The following is a 25,481-nucleotide window of genomic DNA, read 5'->3' as shown; positions in this document are numbered from 1 at the left end:
CAAAAATTCTCAACTAGCTGGGCTGAACATTAACGCGGCTCGCTGTCGATCAGTGCACGCCGGGCCAGGCGTTTGTGCAGGATTTGACCCTGTCACCGATAAGCCGGATAATTTGGAAACGATTCATTCTAAATAGCACGCATTATGACCAGTAAACCCAATCCGGCGCCGGCTGCCAGAGAGCGCGGCAGACCGCGCAACTTTGATATCGACGAAGCGCTCGACAGCGCTATGATCGTGTTCCGCCAGAAGGGTTTTCATGCGGCCTCGATTGCCGATTTAGGTGAAGCGATGAACCTGACGGCGGGCAGTATCTATAAAGCGTTTCAGGATAAACGTTCCCTGTTTCTGCGGGTGTTTGAGCGCTACATCCTGCTGCGCAATGTGGACCTGCGCACCCGTTTGCAACAGTACCCGACCGGCCGGGCGCGCATTGCTGAGCTGTTGCAGTTTTATCTCGACTCAGCCAGCGAGATCGAGGGCAGACGCGGCTGCCTGGTGGTTGGCAGTACCGTGGAACTGCAAACGCTGGATGAAGAGTTATCCCAGCTGGTGCGTGAAGCGGTATTACGCAACCGCAACTTCCTGACTTCGCTGGTTGAGCAGGGACAAGAGGACGGATCGATTTCGCCACGACTGGATGCCGACACCGCTGCCGGATTGCTGCTTTGCGTGGCATTTGGTATGCGCGTGGTAGGCAAAATTCAGGATGTGACTAATGGCAAAGAAACCATTAATATGGTGCTCAGCATTCTGGACTGATTCGTCTGGCCTATTAGGAAATAGGCGCTTCCTAATTAATATTCGCCGCGATAACTTTTTAAACCCTGGAATCGCGCGCTTAATAATATTTATCAGTCAGTAACATATTACTTAGATTTATGTTTATTTGTTCCGGGGGTTGAGTGAAGCACGATGAATTAGAAGATGCCGATGAGATCTATCTTTTATTGGGCAAAGTCGTCACACAGATTGTACAACCGGGTGAAACCTTATCTGTTCAGCAAATAATTGGCGCGCTGTATCGCACGGGCTTGCGCTCGGAGAATCCGGCCATCCAGCAGGCCTGCGATAATGCGATCAGGCTGCTGGCCAAAAAGCTGAATTAACGCACTGCTATCAGGGTAATGATGATGCGATACGATCCTTTTCATAATAATTCTGAAGATGCATTACCATGGACTGGTGGATCGCTGCAGGCAAAGCAGTATGAGTTACTTGGCACGCTGGTGCAGGAAATTTTGTGCAGCGGCAAGTTGCTGAACCGAAAAACCCTGTTTGTCGCGCTAATAGCACGTCTCGACCAGTGCGACGATGTGATATTGAAAACGCATTACGAGGCTATTTTTTCTCTGCTGCTTGGTCGCGTGGCCGCTGAGTAATATCGCAACGCTATCCTGCCTTCCCAATATACGCGGCGAAACACATTAGCCGCGCCTGGTAATTTCCTCCTCATCAATTGCCCGCTAAACCGCATTAATTGTGCAAAGAAAGCGAGTCAGGTCAGACCAGAATCCGGATTTTGTTCTACGCTTATAGCTGGACTTCAGACCAATCAGGGAAATTACTATGAAGAAACTGACTGTAGCGGCTGTGTTATTGACATCGATTTTTGCCATCGCCGGCTGTTCATCGAATCAGGCGATTAAAACCACCGACGGACGCACTATCGTCACCGATGGTAAGCCACAGGTGGATAGTGATACTGGCCTGGTCTCTTATAAAGATGCGCAAACCGGTAAAACAGAACAGATTAACCGTGACCAGATCACCAATATGAGTGAACTGAACAACTGATCTACTCGATAGGGAGAGCGACATGAAAAAAGTGATTTTGTTACCACTGGCAGCCATTGTGGCACTGAGCGCCCTGACCGGCTGTACCCGTACCAGCTACGCCATTCATACCAATGATGGCCGTACCATTGTCAGCGATGGTAAACCGCATGAAGCGGAAAGCGGACTGCTGGGCTACGTTGATGCCAATGGTGTCAAACAGCAGATCAACAAAGCGGATGTCAAAGAAGTCTCTGAGATTCCGCATTAATCGGTTCTTATCAAGCCCGCGCAGCGGGCTTTTTTGTGCCAGAACTTTGTGATTAAACCAATACGCAGGGCCGTCGTAAGAGAGCCATCCGGTCCATCGCGCGCCTTTGGTCTCAGGGACGCACGACGGTGAGTTTAAATGAACCGCTGTTTTTCGCAGCATGCGCGACTGAATCATTCACTCTCTCAAGCGGAAACTCGGTTACGTCATAGTGGCTCAGATCAAGCAGTCCCGCGCGTATAAGGCCGCAGAGCGTAGGGACTGCCGAAGGTTCATACATCCACTGCCCTTTTACGGTAATGAGGTTACGCATTATCCAGGGATAAGGTAGCGAAAGATCGTCCCCTCCCAGCATGCCAACACCGCCCATAAGGACTGCACGACCATAAGGTCTGACTGACATAATCGCATTCCGGGCGACAGAGGCCTGCGCAGACGGCGGAAGGAAATCAAGGACCGCATCAATGGGTCCCCCGGCCATGTGCTTCATGGCAGCAATATCGATCTCTGCTGTACCTGTGAGCTTTACTGTTTCCACACGCGATCCAAAACGTTTTTTCAAATCGTTCAGCACCCGTTCATTACGGCCCGGTGCGATGACTTTATGGGCTCCCATGGCCAGGGCAGCAAGCACAGCGGAGCTGCCGAAATTACCGGTTGCGCCACTGACCAGCAGGCGCTCTCCCGCTTTCAAATCCATAGTTAACAATCCGCCATAGGCTATAAGCAGCGTATTGATGGCACACCACCGCCCCGCTTCTGCAGGCGATATGTCGCCAATGGGCACTGCGTTTTCAGTCGGAATGCGTATTTGTTCAGCAAGACTGCCATTCAGGTGATATTGCTGGATTTTTTGTCCTCCTTCACCACGGGCACTCCATCCCTGAAGGACAATTTCTGGCGACAGCGCGTTGTCGCGGGAACGCACCGTCGGATCGCAGAATACCCAGTCTCCTGGTTTCAGCCAGGCTGAGTCAGGGCCGGTCTGGCGAACCTTTCCGATAGCACCACAACCCGGGATGACCGGCACAGGTAAAAGATATTTTCTCTCCCCACTCAGTACTTCATTCGTGTAGGAGAGAACGGGCGCCGCAACCACATCGACAATGACTTCCCCGGTTCCCATCACCGGTGCAGGCACATTCTTAACGTCTAGCGGACGGCCAAAGGCAGTAAGCACAGCAGCTTTCATGGTCATATTCTCCTGAGGGCATAGAACAATATGAAACCATCATAGGGCGACCAAAAACGGCGTAAAATACACTAGTTTTATACAGGTATAATTTACTACCAGGTTCAAAAAATGGTTAAGAATACTGAGCTCAGTCAGTTTTTACGTTCACGACGTGCAAGGGTTAAGCCTGAGCGTCCCCCCTCTGCCGGGCCAGAAAGACGGCGAACGCCCGGGCTAAGGCGTGAGGAAGTTGCGGCGATGCTGGGAATAAGTACGGAATGGTATACCAAAATCGAACAGGGACGGGTCAGCACGCTTTCCGAACGGATAGTTAACGCCCTGTGTAAAGCTCTGCAGCTGAACGAGGCAGAATTTCTGCACCTGAAAACACTGACAGGCCGGAAAAAAAGTGCAGATATCGAACAGGAAGTCCCGGCTAGCTTATCGCATCTGGTCAGGGCGCTGAATGAGCCTGCCTACGTCACCAATGACAGATGGGATGTATTGGTGTGGAATTCTGCAGCAGAACAGGTCATCACGGACTTCAGCCTGTTGGCCGCGAATGAGCGAAATATCATGGTTTTCATGTTCACTACAGAGGCAGCCAGATACCTTTTTGGCGACACCTGGCCTGCAGAGGCACAGAGAATGCTTGGCCTGTTTCATTCCAGTTATTCACGAAATGCAGACAATGAGACCTTCACTGCGCTGGTAGAACGCTTAAGCCGTGAATGCCCGGAGTTTGATACATGGTGGAGCGAGCATGTGATAACGGCACCGGTGTCCGGAGAGAAAAAACTCACAGGGAAAGACGGGATAACGCGGACATTCAGCTATTCAACGTTTACGTCAAATGACTCCCCTGCACTCAAGCTGGCAATTTATGTCCCGCTGGTATCTGCTGACGTCCGCATGTCAGCAGAGCAATCGATATAATCTCAGGCCGCTCTGCGCTGTGAGTTCAACGGGTCGATGCAACGCTATCTTCATCAGGGGGCGTTGCCATGAAACGAAAAACACGCATTAACTTCACACCAGGCGTTCACGGAAGTAATTATGCATATCTTCAGGCTACTGCCGCTCCACTTCACCTGGAATCTGGTGTTCGACCCGGTCTATTGAGGGCTAAGGTCCGGAGTGATGAGATAAGGCGCCACTTATTAACGCCCGCGGTGAAACCGCTGCGTCAGGGCGCATTTTAAGCCGCTGTGGGACCACGAAAGCGCCCTGACGGGAAGTTTTCCTGCGATATGTGCGGGCTTGAATGGAAGCCTGAGCAGGATAAACGTGACAGAGATAAACAATGAAACCCCGTTTTTGCGGGGTTTTTTAATGGACCGAAATCTGGAAGTTAATCATGGCTAAGCTGCTCACCCTGACCGAGTGGGCGAGCGAAACCTATTCTCAGCCGCCTTCCCTGTCCGCTATGCGCCGCTGGGCACGCGAAGGGCGAATCTACCCATGCCCGGAGCTACACGGCAAAGAGTGCCGGCTTCATCCGGAAGCGATTTATCTCAATTCCCATAAACACGCCAGGAATCCAAACGTTCATTCGCATAGTGTTGTCGGGGTAATTTGCTGATGGAAAAAGTAAAATATGATCAAAAGGCCTGAAACTTATGATGCTAACCTCCACCGTAACCAGACCTGCCGCCGCGCCCGGAAAATCTGACGCAGGCGCGAACCCGCTGCGGTCTGGATGAGGCGGACAACCCGCCAGCTTTCCATGAGATCCGCAGTTAATCGGGAAGGTTATTTGACGCGCATTATGGTGAGGTGTTTACACAGCGGTTGCTGGGTCATAAGAATCTCTCGATGACGCAGAAGTATCCCGACTTCCGTGGCGATGAGTACGTACTGGTATGAGGCATATGTAATTACGGACAAATTTCGGACATTTTCGTACAGGCGAAAATCTGAACTTGCAAATCATGCATTTCTGAATATGCGGTATATGTATCATATTTGTTAAAAACCGCCCGCTTAATCCAGAAAATTCAACGATATATGGGCACGATGCCTGCATATAAATGGTAGTAATACTTACTAATTCATAACTTTATAATCAGACAGTTAGATTTTTCTTTGGCCTTTTTCGGACGGATTTCGGCCCGCCCTTACCAGCCAGAATAAAGTTTACCTGGACTGAGAAGAAAAAGCATGGCGCGACTGGCAGTGGTAAACATCAGGTTATGGTGAAGCGTTCTGGATACCATGCAAACGGGCCTCAGTGTCCGACAGATTGCCGGTTTTGTAATGCAGCGATAGCGTTTATTTAGGGTAAAATCTTAAGAAAAATGTCTGAGTGAGGTAACTGACAGGAATAAGTTTTATGCGAAAGGCACTTATGATAGGGGCTGTCACTACAGATTCGCAGATAATGCTTTTTACGACCGTCTCACCCCCAGCCGTAGAAACCGTGTCCCTTCCTTCGGCACGGTGAGCATCAGTGCGCTGCAATATCACTTAACTCCAATTCACACCCATGCGTTGCAACTCGATCGGCACGGTAATAGCGCACCACATCGCCCACAATCAGTAACGACGGCGACACCGGTTTTTGCTGTTCAACAGTTTCAGGCAACCCGGCCAGCGTGGTGATCAGCACCCGCTGGTTCTGACGCGTACCGTTTTCAATGATCGCCACCGGCGTCGCCTCGCTGCGGCCATATTCCCGTAACCGGGCGCTAATCACGCTGCTCCAGCTTAATCCCATGTAAAACACCAGCGTCTGATTGGTCGCGGTCAGCGCCGCCGCATCCAGCTGCGGTTCGCCGCTGCGCCCGTGTCCGGTGATAAAGCGCAATGACTGGGCACAGTCACGGTGCGTCAGCGGAATGCCGCTGGCAGCCGCACAGCCCACTGCGGCGGTAATACCGGGCACCACTTCGCAGACAATATTCGCCTGCTGCAGGCTGACCATCTCTTCACCGCCACGGCCAAAGATAAAGGGATCGCCGCCTTTTAAACGCACGACATTGCGCCCGCTGGCAGCCAGGTCCACCAGCAGTTGATTAATCTGAGCCTGCTTCAGGCCGTGATGACCCGGCTGTTTACCCACGTCGATACAGAGTGCACTGCTGGCGACTTCCGCCATCACCGCTTCGCTGACCAGGCGATCATAGACCACGACATCCGCACGTTGCAGCAGGCGCAGCGCCTTGACTGTCAGTAGATCCACATCCCCCGGTCCGGCCCCTACCAGCCAGACTTTGCCAGGGCTGGACGCGTTGTCCGGCGCCAGCAGTTTATCTAAAGGGTTGATCGCAATCATCATTCTTCCTCCGGTACAGCAACGGAAAGCAAAAGGTGTTTTAGCTCCGGCAGGCAGGAGCCGCAGTTGGTACCACAGTTGAGTGCGTTACCCAGTGCCTGAGTGCTGTGACAGCCCTGTTTAATCGCCTGTAAGATGGTGTTTTCCCCAACGCCAAAGCAGCTACAGATCGTCCGGCCAGCCACGGCACGTTGTGCCGATTGTCCCGCCAGCAGAGCATGCCGGTCCGCCGCATTCACAGGTGCCTGGCGAAAAGCCTGAGCAACCCAGTCATGGTTGATCTCGGGTAAAGACGCGCCTGCATAAAAAACCAGGTGCAGCTCACCGTTGCGCCAGGCCAGCAGGCGATAATACGATTCCGTCGCATGGGCGGTTTGCAGTTGCAGCCCGGTCAGCGGGATCGTTGCCATGAGCCATTTTTCTGGCGAACCGTCTCCGGCCAGGCTAAAGCGTTGCACGCCCTCATAGGGCGTTCGCGCCCAGTAGCGCAGCGCATCAGGCGGGCTTGCATCGCGCTGCCAGAGCCAGCCCTGCCAGCTGGCGTTGAGCGGGTGGATACGCACAGCGGTTTGTTTAAATGCAGGCTGTGCCGAGACTGGACAGCGGGTTGAAGCCACCAGTCTGCCGACCGTGCCCTGCAGGCTGAACTGTCGGTTCCAGTGCATAGGGACAAAGATCTCACCGCGCCGCAGACCGCTGTCCAGCGTCACACGCACCGTCACCCAGCCCGCGTCGGACTGCACCCGTGCCAGTGCGCCCGCGCACAGGCCATAGCGTTGTGCGTCCTGCGGATGCAGGGCTGCAAATGGCTCATCACAATGCTGCATGAGCCGGGGAACCAGGCCGGTACGCGTCATGGTGTGCCACTGATCGCGGATCCGTCCGCTGTTCATTAATAACGGGTAAGCCGTTTCGCACACCACTGGCTGCGGCGTGGCCGGTGGCAACAGGCGGGCTTTACCATCAGGATGGTAAAAGTGCCGGTCGCTAAACAGCCGGGCGCAGCCCTCGGGATAACGAGCGTTGATTGGCCACTGTACCGGCTTCATCGCATCCCACTGTGCGTCGCTCATACCGGCCAGACCGCTGATATCAAAGGCGCGCTGGCCGTTGTTCTCAAACCCCGACAACGCCGCATGTTCGCGGAAGATGGCTGCCGGATGCGTCCAGGTAAAGCCTTCATGAAAGCCCAGACGCTGGGCGACCTGCGCGAGTAACCACCAGTCCGGTTTAGCTTCTCCGGCCGGAGGCATAAACGCGCGCTGACGGGAAATCCGGCGTTCAGAATTGGTCACGGTGCCGTTCTTTTCCCCCCAGCCCTGCGCGGGTAGCAAAATATGCGCAAAGGCGGTGGTATCCGTTTGCGCCAGCACGTCTGACACAATTACCAGCGGACAGGCAGCCAGCGCCCGGGCAATGCGATTGCCTTCTGGCATCGAAACCGCCGGATTGGTGCCCATAATCCACACAGCTTTGATTGCTCCACGGTCAATGGCGTCAAACAGATCAACCGCCGTCAGGCCGGGCTCACGCGCCATACGCGGACTGCGCCAGAAACGCTGTAAACGGTCGCAATCTTCTGCGGTGAAACTCATATGCGCCGCCAGTTGGTTGGCCAGCCCCCCTACTTCCCGCCCGCCCATCGCATTCGGCTGTCCGGTCAGCGAAAACGGGCCGCAGCCGGGTCGGCCAATCTTGCCGCTCAGCAGGTGCGCATTGAGAATAGCATTGTTGTTGTCACTGCCGCTTTGTGACTGGTTAATGCCCATGCACCATAAGGTCAGTACGCGCTCATGCCGGGCGAACAACTGGTAGAACGCAGCGATCACTTCCTGGCTGATATCACATTGGGCTGCCACCGCCGCACCATCCCACTGCCACGCGGCCCGTAAGGTTGTGTCTATACCGTCCAGATGCGGCAGCATCGTGACGTCAATGCCGTCATGCTGTTCCAGCCAGTGCAGCAGGCCCGAGAACAGGGCCGGATCGCTGCCCGGCCGGAGCGGTAAATGCAGATCGGCGAATTCACAACTGGCCGTGCGGCGCGGATCGATAACCACAACCTGCATCTCAGGGCGCTGCGCTTTTGCCTGTTTCAGGCGCTGAAACAGCACCGGATGGGCCCAGGCGGCGTTCGAGCCGACAAGAATGACTACCTCGGCCTCATCCAGATCCTCGTAACAGCACGGTACGGCATCCGCCCCAAATGCCCGCTTATAGCCTGTCACCGCGGAGGCCATACACAGGCGTGAATTGGTATCGATGTTGGCGACGCCGAGAAAGCCTTTCATCAGCTTGTTAGCCACATAGTAATCTTCCGTGAGCAACTGGCCGGAACCGTAGAAAGCCACTGCCTCCGGGCCATGCGCATCGATAATCCTGCGCAAACCATCAGCCGCGGCATCCAGTGCCGTCTCCATGCTGACCCGCTGGTGATGAAGCTGAGGATGCAGCAACCGTCCGGCCTGTGTCAGGGTTTCGCCCAGTGCCGCGCCCTTTACGCATAGCCGCCCGGCATTCGCCGGATGACGGGTATCGCCACTGACCTGAGGCGACGCGCTCTGCGGCTGCGTGACCTCGACGCCGCAGCCCACCCCGCAATAAGCGCAGGTAGTTTTCATGATGCCTGCGCCATCAGGTTAAGCGGACGGTTTGCGACCCAGACCTGGCCGTCCTCCAGTTTAACCGGCCAGCAACGCAGCTGATGCTGGGGATTATCAAGGCTCTGTCCGTCACGCAGGCGTACACGCTGTTTGTAAAGCGGCGAGATCACCACCGGCTCCCCCGCAACATCACCAAGGATACCGCGTGACAGTACGCTGGCTTCGCTGCCCGGCTCACGATCCTCCAGCGCATAACAGTCATCACCCATGCGGAATAAGGCAATACGGACGCTGCCAAGACGGGCTCCGATGCCGGCCTCTGGCGGAATGGCCTCCAGTGGGCAGATTTCGCTCCAGGGTTCGACGGGCAGATGCATCAGGGGAATACCACTGGCCTTGTGTGGCTGGCGCTGTCCGCGCACGCGTGCATAGTGCAGCGTTTCATCCGGCTGATCGCTGTTCACTGTGGCGGTAAACAGCGCACGTCGCGAGGGATCGGCCAGCGTGGTCTGCCATTCGCATTGCCAGGTGTCCACCACCTGTTGCATTTCCTGTTCCAGCGTGGCGGCGATCCCCAGGCTGTCATGAATCACCACCTCACGCAGGTAGTCCAGCCCGCCCTCCATGTTATCCATCCAGACGCTGGTACGCTGCAGGCGATCCGCCGTGCGCACGTAGAACATCAGAATCCGGTCGACGTACTGGATTAGCGTGTCATCGTCCAGATCGCTGGCAAACAGTTCCGCATGGCGCGGCTTCATGCCGCCATTGCCGCAGACGTACAGGTTCCAGCCGTTTTCCGTGGCGATGACCCCGATATCTTTACTTTGTGCTTCCGCACATTCGCGGGTGCAGCCGGACACCGCCATCTTGATCTTATGCGGTGCGCGCAGACCCTTATACCGGTTCTCCAGCGCGATGGCGAAGGCGGTAGAATCCTGCACGCCATAACGGCACCAGGTCGAGCCGACGCAGGATTTCACCGTACGTAGGGATTTTCCGTAGGCATGACCGGTTTCAAAACCGGCTTCCAGCAGGGTTTCCCAGATAGCAGGCAGCTGGTCCAGACGCGCACCAAACAGATCGATACGCTGGCCGCCGGTAATTTTGGTATAGAGATCGTAACGCACGGCCACTTCGCCGATGGCAATCAGGCCCTGTGGCGTGATCTCGCCCCCCGGCACGCGCGGTACGACCGAATAGGTGCCATCTTTCTGGATATTGGCAAAGTAACGGTCATTCGTGTCCTGTAACGGTAAATGTGCCGGTTTCAGCAGGTAATCGTTCCAGCACGAGGCCAGTAGCGACCCCACCAGCGGTTTGCATACCTCGCAACCACAACCCCGTCCGTGGCTGGCCAGCAGATCGTCAAAGGTTTTGATGCCATTAATACGGATCAGGTGATACAGCTCCTGACGGGAATAGGCGAAGTGCTCACAGATGTCTTTTTTAACAGCGACGCCCAGGTTTTCCAGCTGAAGCTCCATCACCTGTTTTACCAGCGCGGCGCAGCCGCCACAGCCTGTTGCGGCTTTAGTGCAGCTTTTTATACTGGCCATATCGCCACAGCCACTCTGCACCGCATGGCAGATATCGCCTTTACTGACGTTATGGCAGGAACACACCTGGGCACTGTCCGGCAGCGCAGCGACGCCCAACCCTTTGGCCGGCGCGCCATTCAACGCAGGCAAAATCAGCGCTTCCGCTGCCGTCGGCAGCGGCATGGCGTTTAACATCATTTGCAGGAGCGTGGCATAGTCGCTGCTGTCTCCCACCAGCACGCCGCCCAGCAGTCGTGCATTGTCGGCGCTAACCACGATCTTCTTGTAAATGCCTTTTGGCCCGTTGGCCCAGTGGTAGCTCAGGCTGCCCGGCGTTTTGCCGTGCGCATCGCCAAAGGAGGCGACTTCTACGCCCAGCAGCTTCAGTTTAGTGCTCATGTCGGCACCGGTGAACTGCGCCGGTTCGGCCGCCAGATGGCCGGCCAGCACACGCGCCATCTGGTAGCCAGGCGCTACCAGGCCAAAAATCTGCCCGTTCCACAACGCGCATTCGCCGATAGCATAAATGTCGCTGTCACTCGTCTGGCATTGATCATTGATGGTAATGCCGCCGCGCGGCCCCACGCTGATGTCGGCGCTCCGGGCCAGCTCATCACGCGGGCGGATACCGGCAGAGAACAGCACCAGATCGGTGGCCAGCTCGCCGCCATCGGCAAAGTGCAGCACCAGACTGCCGTCAGGCTGGGTGGCAATCTGTTCGGTCTGCTTCGAGGTATGCACCGTCACGCCCAGCGAGTCGATCTTTTGCCGCAGCATCAGCGCCCCGCCGTCATCCAGTTGCACGGCCATCAGGCGCGGCGCAAACTCAACCACGTGCGTCTCCAACCCCAGTTGCTTCAGCGCATTGGCGGCTTCCAGCCCCAGCAGCCCGCCGCCGATCACCACGCCGCGCTGACTCTGGCGGGCACAAGCTGCGATGGCATCCAGATCGTCCAGCGTGCGGTAGACAAAGCAGCGCCCGGCGTCATGGCCGGGTACCGGTGGTACAAAGGCGCGGGAGCCGGTGGCCAACACCAGCTTATCCCAGGCCAGCTCACGTCCCGCGCTGTCACGCAGGCTGCGCTGCTGGCGATCGATCGCCTCTACCCGGCAACCGCTGCGCAGTTCAATTGCGTTCCGGGCAAAAAAATCCTCGCTCACCAGCGACAACTCTGTTGCCGTTTTACCGATGAAATACTCAGAAAGGTGAACCCGATCGTAAGCCTGATAGCGCTCTTCGCCGTAGACCACAATGTGATAATGCTGATGCAGGTTACGGGCGACCAGCTGCTCCAGAAAATGGTGGCTGACCATGCCGTGACCCACCACGGCTAATACAGGTTTCGTTTGGCTCATCACAGGGTTTCCTGCAGCCAGCGGCTGCGTTTCAGGTTCATCAAGGCCGAACAGCGTATTCACAGAAACCGGTCCGGCATTATGGAGTTGGTTCAGCAGCGCGCCACTTTGCTGGCAGTCGCCATACAGCAGCACGCCGTTCAGTCGGCCGTCTTTGAGGAACAGGCGGCGATAGTGCCCGGCGATCGGGTCAAAACTGGTGACAGACGGGGCTTCGCGAACGTCACCAGCGCTAAACAGGGAAATGCCGCTGACTTTGAGACGGGTGCCCGTGGCCGCACTGTAGAAATCTCCCTGAGGCCGATCGGCCAGTTGCGCCGCCAGAATCTTTGCCTGGGCCAGACAGGGCGCGACCAGACCGAAGGTCTCGCCGCTGATTTCACAACATTCGCCTACGGCATAAATTCCGGCGTGCGCAGTGCGCAACTGGCGATCCACCAGAATGCCGCGCTGACAGGGAATATCGGCGGCCTGCGCCAGGGCGATCGCCGGCTGGACACCAATGGCCATCACCACCTGCTGCGCCGCCAGCACACGGCCATCGTGGAGGATCACGCTATCCGTGCGGATCGCCGCAAGGCTGGCATTCAGTTCACAGCGAATGCCGCGCGCCCGGAGCTGAGCCAGCAGTAATTCCCCTGCCCTGATATCCAGCTGTCTGTCCAGCAAACGTGACTGACGATGAATCAGCGTGACCTGACGTCCCTGCGCCTGAAGTCCGGCGGCGGCTTCAATACCCAGATAGCCCCCACCGACCACCACTACCGGACCGTGCCCGGCCAGCAAAGTGTTCACATCCTGCAGCGTGCGAAACGTGCTGACATGCGGCAGGTCGCTGCCTGGAACAGACGGCCTGCAGGGCTGCGATCCGGTCGCCAGTACCAGGCGGTCCCAGTGCAGCAGGCGCTGGTCGGTGCGTAAGGTCCGCTCAGCAATATTCACCTGTTCCACCGTCTCTCCCACCCGCAATGTTATGCCGTGACGGTGATACCAGTCAGGGTCGTGGATCAGCGTTTGCTCAACGGTGGTTTCTCCGGCCAGCAGCGGCGACAACAGCACACGGTTATAGTTGCCGTGCGGCTCACGGCCAATCACAGTGATGTCGTAACGCATCGGCGCCAGCTGCAACAGAGTTTCTACCATGTGCATGCCCGCCATCCCGTTACCCGCAACCAGCAGCCGTTGTCTCATGGTGTCGTCCTTATGCCGCCGAAGTCTGTTTTTCGTAGAGAAAATGCAGCACTTTCTGGCGCAGCTGGTGATAACGCACGTCATCCGCCAGCGCCACGCGTGAACGCGGCCGGACCAGGTCGATCGTCAGGATATCGCCCACCTGCGCCGCCGGACCGTTGGTCATCATCAGTACCCGATCGGACAGCAACACGGCTTCATCCACATCATGGGTAATCAGGACGATGGTGGTGTTCAGCGCCTGCTGGATGCGCATGACGCTGTCCTGCAGATGCGCGCGCGTTAAGGCATCCAGCGCACCGAAGGGTTCGTCGAGCAGCAGCACGCGAGGTTTCATTGCCAGCGCGCGGGCGATACCGACACGCTGCTTCATGCCGCCGGAGATCTCGCCGGGGCGTTTATGCATGGCATGACTCATTTGCACCTGGTTCAGGTTGTGCTCGATCCAGTCACGCATTTCCGCCTTGTTCATCTTGCCTTTAAACACCTGCTCTACCGCCAGCTCAACGTTCTGATACGCCGTCAGCCAGGGCAACAGCGAGTGGTTTTGAAACACAACGGCGCGCTCAGGGCCGGGGCCGGTGACTTCGCGGTTATCGCATAACAGGACGCCGCTGGTAGGTCGGGTTAAACCGGCGATCAGGTTGAGCAGCGTGGATTTACCACAGCCGGAGTGGCCGATCAGGCTCAGGGTTTCCCCCTGATGAATATCAAAGCTGACATTATCGAGCGCCAGAAAATCGCCGCCGGAAGTGGTAAAACGCTGGCTGACCTGCTGTACACGAATGATAGGTTGCATAGTGTTCCCCTTATTTATCCCAGCTAAAGCGACGCGCCAGCAGCATCAGTCCCTGCTCCAGTAGCAGGCCGACGACGCCAATCAGCAAAATGGCAATCAGGATGTTTACAACATTGAGGTTGTTCCACTCGTTCCAGATCCAGAAGCCGATCCCCAGGCCTCCCGTCAGCATTTCGGCAGCCACGATCACCAGCCAGGCGATACCAATCGACAGGCGGACCCCGGTCAGCACCGCAGGCAGAACGGCGGGAAACAGGATGCGGCGCAGGATGGTCCATTCCGACAGTTGCAGCACGCGCGCCACATTGAGGTAATCCTGTGGAATGCGCTGTACACCTTCGGCGGTATTAATAATCATCGGCCAGATAGAACAGATAAAAATGGTCCAGCTGGAGGCCGGTTCGGCGCGCTGGAACAGCAGCAGGCCGATAGGCAGCCAGGCCAGCGGGCTGACCGGACGCAGTAGCGCGATAACCGGATTGAACATGCGTGCCACAAAGGCAAAACGCCCCAGCAGAAAGCCTGCGGGAATCCCCACCAGCGCGGCCAGGCCAAAGCCGATAGCGACGCGCTGCAGCGAGGCCAGCACATTCCAGCCGATGCCCTGATCGTTAGGGCCGTTGTTATAGAACGGATCGGCGAACAGGATTTTTGCCGCTTCCCAGGTGGCGTACGGGCCGGGAAAGCCTTTGCTGGAAAGGGCCGCGATCTGCCAGATCAGAAGCAGAAGCATCACACCGCACAGCGCGGGAATGGCACGCTGCAAAAACGGACGCAGGCGCGCAGGCGAGCGCATCTTTTTTGGCGTGACCTGAAGGGGCACCACCGTGGCCCGGGTGGGCAGCGTCTCAGGCTGCGTCAGGGAGCGAGTCTGGCTTTTCATCACGACCTCTCTTTGTGGTTAATGGCAAAGCTGGCGGCGTAAACGGCAGGATTCGTGCCATCCCACACCTTGCCGTCGATCAGGGTGCTGCTGCGCATCTCACTGCCGGGCAACGTGATGTTGCCGACGGCGCTCGCTGCCTGTTTGTAGATATCAATTCGGTTGATCTGCTTTGCGACGTCCAGATAGTCCGGATCCTCGGTCAGCATTCCCCAGCGCTTAAGCTGGGTGAGGAACCACATGCCATCGGACAGATACGGGAAACTGACGCTGCCGTCATGGAAGAAGCGCATCGCATGCGGGTCCTGCCATTTCTGTCCCAGCCCGTTTTCGTACTGGCCGAGCATGCGACCCTGCAGAATCTCAGGTTTGGTGTTGATCCAGGCGCGTCCGGCCAGCACCTGCGCCGTTTCGCGGCGGTTATCATCGGAGGCATCGATCCAGCGTGCCGCCTCCAGGACAGCCGCCGTCAGCGCGCGCGCCGTATTGGGGTTCTCTTTCACCCACGCGGCGCGGGTGCCAAGAATTTTTTCGGGGTGATCGGGCCAAATCTGCTGACTGGTAGCGACGGTAAAACCAATATCATCACTGATAGCGCGCTGATTCCACGGCTCGCCCACACAGAAGCCGCTCATATTGCCAATCTTCATATTCATCACCATCTGCGGCGGCGGCACGACGACAGTGCGCACGTCATCAAATGGATTGATACCGGCATTCGCCAGCCAGTAGTAGAGCCACATCGCGTGGGTACTGGTCGGAAAGGTATGCGCAAAGGTGAGACTGCCTTTGGCCTTGCTGTCGATGGTCTTTTTCAGGCTGGCGGCATCGGTGACCTTTTGCGCTTTAAGCTGGTTCGACAGGGAGATTGCCTGGCCATTGTTATTGAGCGTCATCAGGTTCGCCATCGCATGCTGAGGGCCGGCAACGCCCAGTTGCAGGCCATAGATCATGCTGTACAGGACGTGTGCCGCATCGAGCTCACCGGAGATCAGTTTGTCGCGGACGGCTGCCCAACTGGCTTCTTTACTGGGCTGTAGCGTCAGACCATATTTTTTATCGAAGCCTTTCACCGAGGCCATGACGACCGGCGCACAGTCGGTCAGTGGAATAAATCCCACCCGCACGGTGGCTTTTTCTGGCGCATCGGAACCCGCCGCCCATACGGCGTTGCGCAATCCCGGCAACAGCCACAGCCCGCCAGCGGCGGCGCTGGATAACAGCAGTTGACGTCGAGACAGTGAAACTGGCGATTTGCTCATTTTTTGCCACCCTCAGGAAATAAAAAAAGGCGTCCTCTCCACTGCTTTCACAGGGAGATGGACGCCTTTATCCAAAAGCACTCGCTTTACCGCCGTTGGCAAAGCAAATGCATACACTTAATAGGGTAAAGCAAACTGCATGCCAGCTTTGAAACGGCCCTGCGCGTGGCGATCAGGGCTTTCGCCGGGCTGGTTTTTTAACCGATTTTGCACGTTTGTGACGCAGACCACGCACAAGCATTGTGCAGCTAACGCTTTAGAGTTATCTCTTCATTGTGGCTGCCACCGTGACGATCGCCTGGGCGATTTCCGGTAGCCGTTTATTCTGATCCATCGCGCTTTTACGCAGCCGTTGCCAGGCGTGCTCTTCACTCAGCCCATGCTGCTGCATCAGCCAGGTTTTGGCCTGGTCGAGCAGTTTGCGCTCTTCCAGCGTGGCGCGCAGGGTGGCCAGCTCATTGGCCTGATGCTGTAAACGCTGAGACTGCTCCGTGATCAACGACAGCAGTGAACGACCCAGCTGGGGTGCCAGCCCGTCGCTGTTCAGCGCACCGGACTCGGTGGGCAGCCAGTCCACCCCGGAGACATATAATGTAAAATCGCAGCCCGACTGCGCCACATGCAGAGGTTCAGCTGCCTGATGCTGTGCCAGTGCGATCGCCTCGCGGCAGCGCAACATCAGCGTGGCTGACAGCCGATCCTCCAGCAATTTCATTTGGTCGATGCGCTGTGACAGCAGCGAAAACCAGTGCAGCGCGCCACTGTCGTCCCGCCGACAGTCGGTACAGGCAATGCGTCGCAGTCGTTCAATTTCACGACTGGCCTGCGCCAGCGGCTGCCAGTGGTGTAAAACCGCCTCATCGGCAAACTGCTGGAATGTCGAAAAGCTTTGTTCCTGTGCTTCAATTAAGGCCACCATGGCGCTGCGCTGCTCCGCGCTGAATTGTCCGGCAGCAAAGCCGGCCGCTCCCAGGGCGCGTTCCTGTCCCGTCAGCTCTTTGCCCTGCATAAAGCTGAACAGCGCAATGAGCGCGCGGGTAATGTCAGGATGGCTGGCGGTGTCGGCGGCCTCAAAAACCAGGTTCAGTAAGCTACGGATAATGGTACTGAACGCCGCAACGGCCTGCGCGTGCGCGATCTGCTGTTGCGTAATCTGCTGGCGCAACGCCGGTAATCCAGCCAGGGCCTGCAGCGCGGCGGCGATCAGGTTACAGAAGCGGCTGTATCCCGGCTGGGCTTCAACCCTGGGTAAGGCCTGGCAAAAATCCCGTTGGCAGCGCGTCACATCCTGCTCACTGGCGAGCCGCTGCTCGCCGTAAAGCCTGCCTTCTGAACATATCCACAGATTGCTCGCCCCCCGCTCGCGCTGAAGCTGATGCACCAGCTCGCTGACGGTGGTAATGAGTTTGCCGGTCTGGCTAAGGCGTTGCAGGCTGGCAATATCGCTTTGCCTTGAGGCCTGTAACCAACTCAGTGCGTCATCCATTGCTCCCCCACCCTTTGATGCCAAAAAGTGAGTCAAGCAAAAGCCGTGCCGTTTTCGTATCACCTCATTTCCTTTCACGTGAATCGCCACGGCTGCCCGGTCATAAAAATCTTTCTATGATCCAAAAGTATTTCGATCCGCGTGGAAACGAGAACGTAGTGGTCTAAACAATGTATTTGATTTTCTGACAAATTTCGCAAATTCACGCACAGCTGAAAATCTGAGCTTGCAAATCATGCCGTTGTGGATATGCTATATACATATCATATACGTTTCATATAAAGGCCAGCCATGGGTATCGTCAAAATTTCGGATTTAATGCATGAGAACCTGCGCATCGCCAGCACGGCGCTCAGTCGTTCGATCAACGCGCAGGCGGAGCACTGGATGAAAATCGGCATGCTGGCCGAACTTTATCCGCAGCTCAGCCATCAGGAACTGACGCGCCTGCTGATGCGGGTCGAACGTGATGGCGGCGCTGAACTGGCGCAGCTGCTTGACCAACCTTCCTTTATTCCGCAGGGAATCGCGCAATGAGTATTAAACTGCATACCGCTGAAGAGATTGAACGGGCGCGCGCCGCCGGTCACGCCGCCGCCAAAGTCCTGGAGATGATCGCGCCCTGGGTGAAACCCGGCGTTACCACCGATGAACTGGATCGCCGCTGTCACGACTATATTGTCAATGAGCTAAAGGTCATTCCGGCTAACATTGGCTATCAGGGTTACACCCGTACCGTTTGCACCTCGGTCAATCACGTGGTGTGCCACGGTATTCCGGGCGAGAAAAAGCTCAAAGACGGTAACATCGTTAATATCGATGTGGCGATCATCAAAGACGGCTGGTACGGCGACACCAGCCGCATGTATTTCGTCGGTCAGCCGTCGGTACGCGCTAAGCGCCTGGTTGACGTGACGTATGAATCAATGGTGGCAGGCATTCGGGTGGTGAAACCCGGAGCAACGCTGGGCGATATCGGTGCGGCTATTCAGCAGGTCGCTGAAAAGGCCGGTTTTTCCGTGGTACGCGAGTATTGCGGTCACGGCGTCGGCGAGATCTACCACGGCGATCCGCAAATTTTGCATTACGGCACGCCGGGCCAGGGGCTGGCGCTGCAGGCTGGCATGATTTTTACCATTGAGCCCATGATTAACGCCGGCAAAGCGGGCACCAGCGTGCTGTCTGATGGCTGGACGGTGGTGACCAAAGATCGCTCCCTGTCCGCGCAGTGGGAGCACACTGTCGCCGTCACGGATACCGGCTTCGACCTGCTCACACCCTGGCCGGAGGGTACCGGTGATTACGCCGCGATCGTTTAACGCCTGCCAATCGTCCAATCTGTGATCTCTATTGTAGTACAATCAAAATAGATTGTACTACACTTCTTACTCATGACGATTTATATCGCTCATGTGCAATATCACTATCGGCATAGTTAATGCTGCCGCGTGGCCGAAATAAAATGATTTTTATTTTCGGCTGCACTTCATTTATTGCTTAGCAAGCGAAACAGATCATTCATGACATCGCTACCCTTGCGCCTGTCTGCCGGCGCGGAGTGGCGTAATGCTGCGTGACGAGGTGGATATGATAAGTTCCGATGTTTCTGGTTCTACGTTGAGTCAATTAAATAAGCGCATCATCCCGTTTATCGTAATCTGTTATTTTGTCGCTAATCTCGATAAAACTAATATCTCTATCGCTGCGCTGCAAATGAATGCCGATCTCGGGCTTACCACCAGCATGTACGGCCTCGGTGTCGGCATGTTCTATATTTCCTACATTCTGTTTGAAATTCCCAGTAATGTCATAATGACCAAAGTCGGCGCCCGGCGCTGGATAGCGCGCATTATGATTACCTGGGGTATTGTCAGTACCGGCATGGCGCTGGTTCATAGCGCCAATCAGTTATATGTAATGCGTTTTTTACTCGGCATGGCCGAAGCCGGTTTTGCGCCGGGTATTATCTATTATATTTCCTGCTGGTTCCCTAAAAGTAACCGCGCACGTGCAATGTCTTTCTTTTATATGGGATCGGTGGGCGCGTCGATTATTGGTCTGCCCATTTCCGGTGCCATTCTCAATATGCATGGCATTGCCGATATCGCAGGCTGGCGCTGGCTTTTCGCGCTGGAAGGCATTCCCGCGGTGGTGCTTGGTTGTCTGGTGCTGTGGCGCTTACCCGATAAGCCCGACGATGCTGTCTGGTTAACTATACCGCAAAAACACTGGCTGCGTCAGCGCCTCGAACAGGACAATCTGGGTGTTACCCTGAATAAGAACCACTCCTGGCTGCAGGCATTAAAAGATCGCACGGTGTTATTGCTCAGTCTGGTGTGGTTCTTACAGGCGTTTGGCTCGATCGGTATTACGTTGTTTATGCCGTTGATTATTAAAAGCATGGCCGCAGAGCAGAGCAATTTTATTATCAGCCTGTTATCCGCCCTGCCCTTTGTGATGGCCTGCGTATTTATGTATTTAAACGGACGCCATTCCGATCGCAGCGGTGAACGCGCCTGGCATATGGGCTTGCCATTAATTTTATCGGGTCTGGCATTAACCGGCGCGATTTATTCGGGCAGCCTGCTGCTGGCTTATATTTTGCTGGTCTTCACCGTCGGGCTTAACTTTGCCCTGACGCCAATATTCTGGGCCGTGACGACGGAAAAATTAGCTGGCGTAGCCGCTGCGGCATCGATTGCCTTTATCAATACGGTGGCAAACTTTGTCGGACTGGGTTTACCGCCGCTGCTGGGAAAAATGAAAGATGCGACGCAAAGTTATCACTCAGGATTGCTGATTGTGGCGATGGCGCTGATTGCCGGCGGTATTCTCGGTATTATTATCGCCCGTCCATCGGGCGGTGCCGGTGCCAGCAAAACCCGCGCGCCGCATGCCGAAACCGGGTACTGAACGTGATTATGGCCCGCCTGCGGGCCTGACACTGGCCATCGCCTCTATCACCTCAGTCATACGCTGAATCACCATCTGCGCCGCCCGCGACAGCTGGCGCGACGGCGCAGTACATAGCGCCAGGGTCAGCGGTCGCATCACGCTATGCCTGAGCGGTACAAAGCAGAGCTGGTTCTCCTGCACCTCGGTCATCACGTCCAGCAGGCTCAGCACGCTGATGCCGGTGCCCTGCGCGATCAGGCTGCGAATCAGGCGGATGTCGTTACAGGCGATAATGTTTTCCGGCGCCAGGCCCTGCTTGCGGTACAGCGCATCGACACGTTCGTGGACCACCAGCGCCGCGCCAGGCACAATGTGTCGCTCATGACTGAGTTCGCTGAGCGACAGCAGCGGCCTCGTGCTAAGCGGATGGTCAGCGGCCATCACCACGCCCATCTCCAGTTCGGCAAACGCCAGCACTTCCAGTCCGCTCTGCCCGGCGGGATCGAGAATCAGGCCAAAATCGATTTCCGACTGGCGAATCATCTGGCTGATGCGGTGGCTGTTGTCCACCGTCAGCTCCAGCCGCAGCCACTGATGCTGGCGTGCGATATCGGCGATGGCGTCTGCCACGCTGCCTTTAGTCAGCGACTGCACCAGCCCGGCCGTTACGTTACCGCGCTTCAGCCCCTGAATATCATCAAAGCGCTGCCGCGTGACGCGAAACTCACGCTGCCAGCGCATCACATCGTCATACAGCAATTCTCCGGCGGTGGTCATGCGCAGCCCTTCCGGCAAACGTTCGAACAGCGGCGTACCAAAACTCTCTTCCGCCTGCAGAATCTGCCGGTTAATGGCAGAAGCGGAAACGTGCAGCTGCTCAGCGGCTTTGCGCAAACTGCCGCTGCGCGCCACTTCGGCAAAATAGACGGCAAAGCGGGAAAACGGGCTCATTGCTCACCTGTACGGTTTTTTGCAACACCTGGCTGCATTCTTGCTGATGGATTTGCACAGGCAAGCATATTAACAATGTCCTGACAAAAATGAAGCCGTCTATTTCGCCTTATGTGAGCATCTGACAGGACTACAGCATGAATAACATTACGCCTCCCGCACACTGCACGTTTGAACCTGATGACTGGCTGCGTCTGGCGCGACAGTGGCATCCGGTTGCCCGTTCCTGTGATATCGCCGGCGCACCGACCAAAGCGGTGCTGCTGGACGAACAACTGGTGCTGTACCGTCTGCATGGCCAGGTGGTGGCAGCACGCGACGTCTGCCCGCATCGTGGCGTGCCGCTGACACTGGGTTTTCACGATGAAGAGGGAATCGTCTGCCCTTATCACGGCTTGCGTTTTGGTGCCGATGGCCGCTGCAACCGCATTCCGTCCAGCCCCGATCAGCCGATTCCGGCCAAACTCAATCTGATCAGTTACGCGGTGGAAGAGCGCTTTGGTCTGATTTGGGTGTGCCTCGCGCCGGATGCTGACCAGCCCGCGCCGCTGCCCACCATGCCGCACTGGAATGATGCCGGTTTTCAACAGATCAACTGCCCCGGTTTTGACGTCAACGGCTTTGCCGGACGCCAGGTGGAAGGTTTTTTGGATGTGGCGCACTTCGCCTGGGTGCACACGGAAACCTTCGCCGATCCCAACAACCAGGTAGTGCCTGCCTATAACCCGGTCGAGACCGAGACCGGTTTTGCCGTGGATTACTGGAGTTCAGTGAGTAACTTTGCCGCTGACAGTCCGCAGCAGGCGCCGGAAGGATTTAGCTGGCTGCGTCATTTCGAGATGCATCTGCCGTTTACCGCCACGCTGACCATTCATTTCCCCGGCGAATCGCGCCTGGTGATCATGAATGCCGCGTCGCCGGTGTCGGCGCGCAAAACGCGCATGTTTGCGCCCATCGCGCGTAATTTTGACCTGCACATCCCGGTCGAAGAGGTGCACGCCTTCAATCAGCGCGTGTTCGAGGAAGATCGCCTGATGGTGGAAACCCAGCAGCCGGAGCGTTTGCCGCTCGACCTGGCTCTGGAAGCGCATATTCCTGCCGATCGCAGCTCCATTGCTTATCGCCGTGGCCTGAAGCGCATGGGCTTCGGCGAATTTTTCCTGGTGTAAGGAGGCAACGATGAGTGATCTGCTGAATGTGGTGGTGGATGGCCTGTATCGTCAGGGACGTCACAATCTCAGCGTCACGCTGGTGGCGGAAAATGGCCAGCCGCTGCCGGACTGGCAACCGGGTGCGCACATTGATGTCCACCTGCGTGATGGCCTGATACGTCAGTACTCACTGACCGGACGCTGCGATGACGCGCGCGGCTACCAAATCTGTATTGCCCGCGACGGGCAATCTCGCGGGGGATCGCGCTACGTGCACGACACGCTGCGCCCCGGCCAGACGATTGCGATTTCGCCACCGCGCAACCTGTTTCCGCTGCAACCGGCCGCTAAAGTCATTTTGCTGGCGGCCGGAATTGGCATTACGCCGCTGTACGCCATGGCGCTGGCGCTGGAGGCCGCCGCCGTGCCTTTTGTGCTGCATTACTTTGTGCGCCAGCGCGGTGATGAAGCTTTTGCCGCCGAACTGGCGCAGCGTTTTCAGCATGGATTTTGTGAAATCTGGTATAGCAGCGAAGGTCGCAGCGCACGTGATTATCCACCGGCGGAACTGCTTGATGCTGCCGCCGACACGCATCTGTACCTGTGCGGGCCGGAAGGGTTTATGACGCACATGCAGCAGCAGGCGCTGGCGCGCGGCTGGGACAGCGCCAATATTCACGCTGAAGCGTTCAAACCTGTCGCCCGCACGGCTGGCGCGGAAGAGGGCTTTACCGTGACGCTGGCACGCAGTGGGCAGCAATGTACCATTCCGCCTGACAAAACCATTGCCACGGTGCTGCTGGAGCATGGCGTCGACGTTCCGCTCTCCTGCGAGATGGGCATGTGCGGCGCCTGCCTGACGCGGGTCACCGCCGGAGAGATCGATCACCGCGATACCGTGCAGTCTGACAGCGAAAAAAGCGCCCCGGAGCAGTACATCGCCTTATGCTGCTCGCGCAGCAAATCGGCGGAACTGGTGATTGATCTCTAGGGCGCGCCGCAGAATGACTTAATCCGTGCCGGAAAGCTCAGGTTCCGTACGTAGCACAATGGCTTCCTCTGCCGCCTGTGGCAGCAGTTGCAGCAGCCAGCTGGCCATCTGGCTTTCCTGCTGCAGAATGCGCCGCACAATCCTGACATCCTCCCCCTCTTCCGCCTGCTCTGCGGCCACCAGCAACGTCGAGTAGGTGGCGATTTTATAGTTACAGAACACGTAGCTGCTGACGGCCACACGGATGCCCTCTTCATCCTGCAGCATATCGCTGGCGGCCTGACCGACCGCCGACATCCGGCCTAACGACTCCTTCAGCACCGACCAGCTGCTGTCATACTGGCGCAGCAGCGTTTTCACCTGCTGCTGCTGGTCACGGCTCTGCTCAAGATACTGCTCAATACGCGCCTGCAACGCGGGATGATCCGTCAGACGTGATGCAGCCGCCTTCAGCAGGCTCTCCGCATGTTTCTCCATAGCATGCGCATCGCGCAGCCAGTCCAGATATACAGATTCCTTCGTCATGGTTTGCTCCAAAGTGAATGACACGGGCGATCTACCTCAACGGCGTCAGAGACGGATCCCTGATCGGGCAGCCCGCTTTGACCTCATCGCTTTCAGGCTGGTTATCTGAAAAATAAGCGAAGCGCTAATTAAGTCCAGGCGAACAACTTAATTAAACGTAGCAAGCAAGCCGGGCTGTGCAAGAAAGGTTTTTAAGAAATGCGACAGCGGTTAATTGTCACAACGTCATCAATTCACATTAGCGCCGCTAAAAGAACGCTTCCCTTTATGAAAGTAAAATGTTAACAATTCCCCCCCAAATGATTTGCCGGAATAAATCAGCTGAAATTGACTCATCGTTAAACAACCAACGTGCTGTAAATTAAAAGTTAAGATTATTCCTGGCTTGATTATGGTAAAAACATCGCTACATTTATTTTTGCTTCATGCGGGTATGAACAGAGAGGAAAAAATGAAGGATCCAAAGAAGAAACCTGAAGAGGAAGAAAAAGTGACGCAACGTCGTGGGGGTTCAGGCAACTTCGCCGCCGATAAGGAGCGCGCGGCTGAAGCAGGCCGCAAAGGCGGTCAGGTCAGTGGTGGTAACTTCAAAAATGACCCACAGCGCGCCATTGAAGCCGGCAGGAAGGGAGGAAAGATCAGTCGTCGTAAATAACTACTCCCCATCTTTGTATTGATTTAACCTCGATAACTTTTTGCACTGTGCTCTCCTGACATCGCGTTTACGCTTCGCTTAAACGCACGTCTAACCTTGTCAGGAGAGTAATTTTCCCATCCGAAAACAATTAATCGATCAAATCTTCAGCGATCCTGCGTTATTTACCGCTTCGCTTATCAGCGACCGCTTTTTAGTTTATTTATCCCAAAATTAAATCATTGATTATCTAACTATCAGCTTCAGGCACCCTATATTTGTACAAGCCACGCAGAGTTGTACACTTTTATTTAATCTGCGTTAATTACCCGGGCTGATATATATACACAAGCTTACAATTGGCTAACTCCGCAATATTTAAGGAATTATTGCATACGCAATGCACCTTACATGGATTAATTACCCGCTATCCGCTTGATATCACCCCGCTTTTAGCTAAATTCTCCATTCACGCTCACTATTGCGTCGCTATTAACCTGACGCTAAGGGAAACGCATGAACGCTGACCTCAATGACTGTATTGCGCTGTGCTATCGCTGCGCGACCGCCTGCGACCAATGTGCAGCCGCCTGTCTGCTGGACGCTGACGCCAGTGAGATGAGCGTCTGCATTAGCCTGAATCAGCAGTGCGCGGCGCTGTGTCGCGTAACCGCCCAACTGCTGGCTGCCCAGAGTGAACTGAGCGAGCAGCTCTGTA

The 25,481-nt window shown here is 56.1% G+C and carries 23 protein-coding genes and 1 pseudogene; 14 read left to right on the top strand and 10 right to left on the bottom strand.

The window, feature by feature from the left end; all coding sequences use genetic code 11:
* Positions 1-144: 144 nt before the first annotated feature.
* The 5 genes from FT726_RS17265 (at position 145) to FT726_RS17245 (ending at position 2,047) form a co-directional block, all read left to right on the top strand.
* Entirely contained in the window at positions 145-762 is a 618-nt protein-coding gene (locus FT726_RS17265) for a TetR/AcrR family transcriptional regulator (protein WP_058775115.1), read from the top strand.
* A 143-nt stretch (positions 763-905) separates the two neighbouring features.
* Positions 906-1,109, top strand: coding sequence for a hypothetical protein (locus FT726_RS17260; RefSeq protein ID WP_021508701.1), 204 nt, complete (start codon positions 906-908; stop codon positions 1,107-1,109).
* A gap of 18 nt (positions 1,110-1,127) precedes the next feature.
* The gene (locus tag FT726_RS17255) at positions 1,128-1,382 is read left to right on the top strand and encodes a biofilm development regulator YmgB/AriR family protein (protein ID WP_346303140.1); all 255 of its coding nucleotides are present in this window, start codon (positions 1,128-1,130) and stop codon (positions 1,380-1,382) included.
* Between the two features lie 187 nt (positions 1,383-1,569).
* Positions 1,570-1,797, top strand: a complete 228-nt coding sequence (locus FT726_RS17250; protein ID WP_021508703.1) for a YgdI/YgdR family lipoprotein — start codon at positions 1,570-1,572, stop codon at positions 1,795-1,797.
* Between the two features lie 22 nt (positions 1,798-1,819).
* Positions 1,820-2,047: a YgdI/YgdR family lipoprotein gene (locus FT726_RS17245; protein ID WP_136546162.1), complete on the top strand. Its 228-nt coding sequence runs from the start codon at positions 1,820-1,822 to the stop codon at positions 2,045-2,047.
* Positions 2,048-2,159: 112 nt separating this feature from the next.
* Here the strand turns inward: FT726_RS17245 and FT726_RS17240 are convergent, their stop codons facing one another.
* Positions 2,160-3,239, bottom strand: coding sequence for a zinc-binding dehydrogenase (locus tag FT726_RS17240; protein WP_288422342.1), 1,080 nt, complete (start codon positions 3,237-3,239; stop codon positions 2,160-2,162).
* Positions 3,240-3,350: 111 nt separating this feature from the next.
* Between FT726_RS17240 and FT726_RS17235 the strand changes: the two genes are divergently transcribed.
* The gene (locus FT726_RS17235) at positions 3,351-4,157 is read left to right on the top strand and encodes a helix-turn-helix transcriptional regulator (RefSeq protein ID WP_346303139.1); all 807 of its coding nucleotides are present in this window, start codon (positions 3,351-3,353) and stop codon (positions 4,155-4,157) included.
* A gap of 421 nt (positions 4,158-4,578) precedes the next feature.
* Positions 4,579-4,803: an excisionase gene (locus FT726_RS17230; RefSeq protein ID WP_346303138.1), complete on the top strand. Its 225-nt coding sequence runs from the start codon at positions 4,579-4,581 to the stop codon at positions 4,801-4,803.
* A gap of 864 nt (positions 4,804-5,667) precedes the next feature.
* On the opposite strand, the gene cobA is transcribed toward FT726_RS17230, so the two are convergent.
* The 7 genes from cobA to FT726_RS17195 all read right to left on the bottom strand — a co-directional run bounded on the left by cobA (position 5,668) and on the right by FT726_RS17195 (position 17,616).
* Positions 5,668-6,498 (bottom strand): uroporphyrinogen-III C-methyltransferase, encoded by an 831-nt coding sequence (gene cobA / locus FT726_RS17225; RefSeq protein WP_104093534.1) that lies wholly within the window; start codon positions 6,496-6,498, stop codon positions 5,668-5,670.
* Positions 6,495-9,116 carry a nitrate reductase gene (locus tag FT726_RS17220; RefSeq protein WP_346303137.1) on the bottom strand — a complete coding sequence of 874 codons (2,622 nt, stop codon included), beginning with the start codon at positions 9,114-9,116 and terminating at the stop codon, positions 6,495-6,497. The genes cobA and FT726_RS17220 overlap by 4 nt, the downstream gene beginning before the upstream one ends.
* The gene (gene nirB / locus FT726_RS17215; RefSeq protein WP_346303136.1) at positions 9,113-13,186 is read right to left on the bottom strand and encodes a nitrite reductase large subunit NirB; all 4,074 of its coding nucleotides are present in this window, start codon (positions 13,184-13,186) and stop codon (positions 9,113-9,115) included. The genes FT726_RS17220 and nirB overlap by 4 nt, the downstream gene beginning before the upstream one ends.
* Before the next feature lie 10 nt (positions 13,187-13,196).
* Entirely contained in the window at positions 13,197-13,985 is a 789-nt protein-coding gene (locus FT726_RS17210; protein WP_021508711.1) for an ABC transporter ATP-binding protein, read from the bottom strand.
* A 10-nt stretch (positions 13,986-13,995) separates the two neighbouring features.
* Entirely contained in the window at positions 13,996-14,868 is an 873-nt protein-coding gene (gene ntrB, locus FT726_RS17205) for a nitrate ABC transporter permease (RefSeq protein WP_288422331.1), read from the bottom strand.
* A complete protein-coding gene (locus FT726_RS17200) occupies positions 14,868-16,130 on the bottom strand; it encodes a CmpA/NrtA family ABC transporter substrate-binding protein (protein ID WP_058770491.1) in 1,263 nt (420 codons plus the stop codon). The genes ntrB and FT726_RS17200 overlap by 1 nt, the downstream gene beginning before the upstream one ends.
* A gap of 262 nt (positions 16,131-16,392) precedes the next feature.
* Complete coding sequence (locus FT726_RS17195; RefSeq protein ID WP_288422329.1) at positions 16,393-17,616, bottom strand: nitrate regulatory protein; 1,224 nt, start codon at positions 17,614-17,616, stop codon at positions 16,393-16,395.
* 291 nt (positions 17,617-17,907) lie between these two features.
* On the opposite strand from FT726_RS17195, the gene FT726_RS17190 reads away from it, so the two are divergent.
* The 3 genes from FT726_RS17190 to FT726_RS17180 all read left to right on the top strand — a co-directional run bounded on the left by FT726_RS17190 (position 17,908) and on the right by FT726_RS17180 (position 20,529).
* Positions 17,908-18,153, top strand: coding sequence for a ParD-like family protein (locus tag FT726_RS17190; RefSeq protein ID WP_010615787.1), 246 nt, complete (start codon positions 17,908-17,910; stop codon positions 18,151-18,153).
* Positions 18,150-18,935 (top strand): type I methionyl aminopeptidase, encoded by a 786-nt coding sequence (gene map, locus FT726_RS17185; protein WP_282996307.1) that lies wholly within the window; start codon positions 18,150-18,152, stop codon positions 18,933-18,935. The genes FT726_RS17190 and map overlap by 4 nt, the downstream gene beginning before the upstream one ends.
* Positions 18,936-19,203: 268 nt before the next feature.
* A complete protein-coding gene (locus FT726_RS17180) occupies positions 19,204-20,529 on the top strand; it encodes an MFS transporter (protein ID WP_407075075.1) in 1,326 nt (441 codons plus the stop codon).
* 6 nt (positions 20,530-20,535) lie between these two features.
* Here FT726_RS17180 and FT726_RS17175 read toward each other — a convergent pair whose 3' ends face one another.
* Positions 20,536-21,462 (bottom strand): LysR family transcriptional regulator, encoded by a 927-nt coding sequence (locus FT726_RS17175; RefSeq protein WP_021508717.1) that lies wholly within the window; start codon positions 21,460-21,462, stop codon positions 20,536-20,538.
* Positions 21,463-21,599: 137 nt separating this feature from the next.
* On the opposite strand from FT726_RS17175, the gene hpxD reads away from it, so the two are divergent.
* On the top strand, positions 21,600-22,631 hold the full coding sequence (gene hpxD / locus FT726_RS17170; protein WP_059011986.1) for a molybdenum cofactor-independent xanthine hydroxylase subunit HpxD: 1,032 nt from the start codon (positions 21,600-21,602) through the stop codon (positions 22,629-22,631).
* 10 nt (positions 22,632-22,641) lie between these two features.
* Positions 22,642-23,604 carry a PDR/VanB family oxidoreductase gene (locus FT726_RS17165; RefSeq protein ID WP_104187741.1) on the top strand — a complete coding sequence of 321 codons (963 nt, stop codon included), beginning with the start codon at positions 22,642-22,644 and terminating at the stop codon, positions 23,602-23,604.
* 18 nt (positions 23,605-23,622) lie between these two features.
* Here the strand turns inward: FT726_RS17165 and FT726_RS17160 are convergent, their stop codons facing one another.
* Positions 23,623-24,129 carry a DUF892 family protein gene (locus FT726_RS17160; protein WP_058770487.1) on the bottom strand — a complete coding sequence of 169 codons (507 nt, stop codon included), beginning with the start codon at positions 24,127-24,129 and terminating at the stop codon, positions 23,623-23,625.
* A gap of 490 nt (positions 24,130-24,619) precedes the next feature.
* Here FT726_RS17160 and FT726_RS17155 point away from each other — a divergent pair, with 490 nt between their 5' ends.
* Positions 24,620-24,784 carry a general stress protein gene (locus FT726_RS17155; protein ID WP_010615780.1) on the top strand — a complete coding sequence of 55 codons (165 nt, stop codon included), beginning with the start codon at positions 24,620-24,622 and terminating at the stop codon, positions 24,782-24,784.
* Positions 24,785-25,279: 495 nt separating this feature from the next.
* Positions 25,280-25,481: pseudogene (locus FT726_RS17150) on the top strand (four-helix bundle copper-binding protein); the annotation flags it as partial.

Source organism: Pantoea sp. Morm, from assembly GCF_016643525.1.
In the GTDB taxonomy this organism is placed as follows: Bacteria; Pseudomonadota; Gammaproteobacteria; order Enterobacterales; family Enterobacteriaceae; genus Pantoea; species Pantoea dispersa.
The sequence above is the reverse complement of the archived record's forward strand: the minus strand, read 5'-3'. Positions and strand labels throughout refer to the sequence as shown.

What these genes read in the sequence shown, in the direction of transcription:
- map (WP_282996307.1), top strand. Translation starts at nt 18,150, where the DNA reads ATGAGTATTAAACTGCATACCGCTGAAGAGATTGAACGGGCGCGCGCC.
- FT726_RS17230 (WP_346303138.1), top strand. Translation starts at nt 4,579, where the DNA reads ATGGCTAAGCTGCTCACCCTGACCGAGTGGGCGAGCGAAACCTATTCT.
- FT726_RS17175 (WP_021508717.1), bottom strand. Translation starts at nt 21,462, where the DNA reads ATGAGCCCGTTTTCCCGCTTTGCCGTCTATTTTGCCGAAGTGGCGCGC.
- FT726_RS17200 (WP_058770491.1), bottom strand. Translation starts at nt 16,130, where the DNA reads ATGAGCAAATCGCCAGTTTCACTGTCTCGACGTCAACTGCTGTTATCC.
- FT726_RS17165 (WP_104187741.1), top strand. Translation starts at nt 22,642, where the DNA reads ATGAGTGATCTGCTGAATGTGGTGGTGGATGGCCTGTATCGTCAGGGA.
- FT726_RS17265 (WP_058775115.1), top strand. Translation starts at nt 145, where the DNA reads ATGACCAGTAAACCCAATCCGGCGCCGGCTGCCAGAGAGCGCGGCAGA.
- FT726_RS17250 (WP_021508703.1), top strand. Translation starts at nt 1,570, where the DNA reads ATGAAGAAACTGACTGTAGCGGCTGTGTTATTGACATCGATTTTTGCC.
- hpxD (WP_059011986.1), top strand. Translation starts at nt 21,600, where the DNA reads ATGAATAACATTACGCCTCCCGCACACTGCACGTTTGAACCTGATGAC.
- nirB (WP_346303136.1), bottom strand. Translation starts at nt 13,186, where the DNA reads ATGAGACAACGGCTGCTGGTTGCGGGTAACGGGATGGCGGGCATGCAC.
- FT726_RS17195 (WP_288422329.1), bottom strand. Translation starts at nt 17,616, where the DNA reads ATGGATGACGCACTGAGTTGGTTACAGGCCTCAAGGCAAAGCGATATT.
- FT726_RS17160 (WP_058770487.1), bottom strand. Translation starts at nt 24,129, where the DNA reads ATGACGAAGGAATCTGTATATCTGGACTGGCTGCGCGATGCGCATGCT.
- FT726_RS17245 (WP_136546162.1), top strand. Translation starts at nt 1,820, where the DNA reads ATGAAAAAAGTGATTTTGTTACCACTGGCAGCCATTGTGGCACTGAGC.
- FT726_RS17220 (WP_346303137.1), bottom strand. Translation starts at nt 9,116, where the DNA reads ATGAAAACTACCTGCGCTTATTGCGGGGTGGGCTGCGGCGTCGAGGTC.
- FT726_RS17210 (WP_021508711.1), bottom strand. Translation starts at nt 13,985, where the DNA reads ATGCAACCTATCATTCGTGTACAGCAGGTCAGCCAGCGTTTTACCACT.
- FT726_RS17235 (WP_346303139.1), top strand. Translation starts at nt 3,351, where the DNA reads ATGGTTAAGAATACTGAGCTCAGTCAGTTTTTACGTTCACGACGTGCA.
- ntrB (WP_288422331.1), bottom strand. Translation starts at nt 14,868, where the DNA reads ATGAAAAGCCAGACTCGCTCCCTGACGCAGCCTGAGACGCTGCCCACC.
- FT726_RS17190 (WP_010615787.1), top strand. Translation starts at nt 17,908, where the DNA reads ATGGGTATCGTCAAAATTTCGGATTTAATGCATGAGAACCTGCGCATC.
- cobA (WP_104093534.1), bottom strand. Translation starts at nt 6,498, where the DNA reads ATGATGATTGCGATCAACCCTTTAGATAAACTGCTGGCGCCGGACAAC.
- FT726_RS17255 (WP_346303140.1), top strand. Translation starts at nt 1,128, where the DNA reads ATGATGATGCGATACGATCCTTTTCATAATAATTCTGAAGATGCATTA.
- FT726_RS17240 (WP_288422342.1), bottom strand. Translation starts at nt 3,239, where the DNA reads ATGAAAGCTGCTGTGCTTACTGCCTTTGGCCGTCCGCTAGACGTTAAG.
- FT726_RS17180 (WP_407075075.1), top strand. Translation starts at nt 19,204, where the DNA reads ATGATAAGTTCCGATGTTTCTGGTTCTACGTTGAGTCAATTAAATAAG.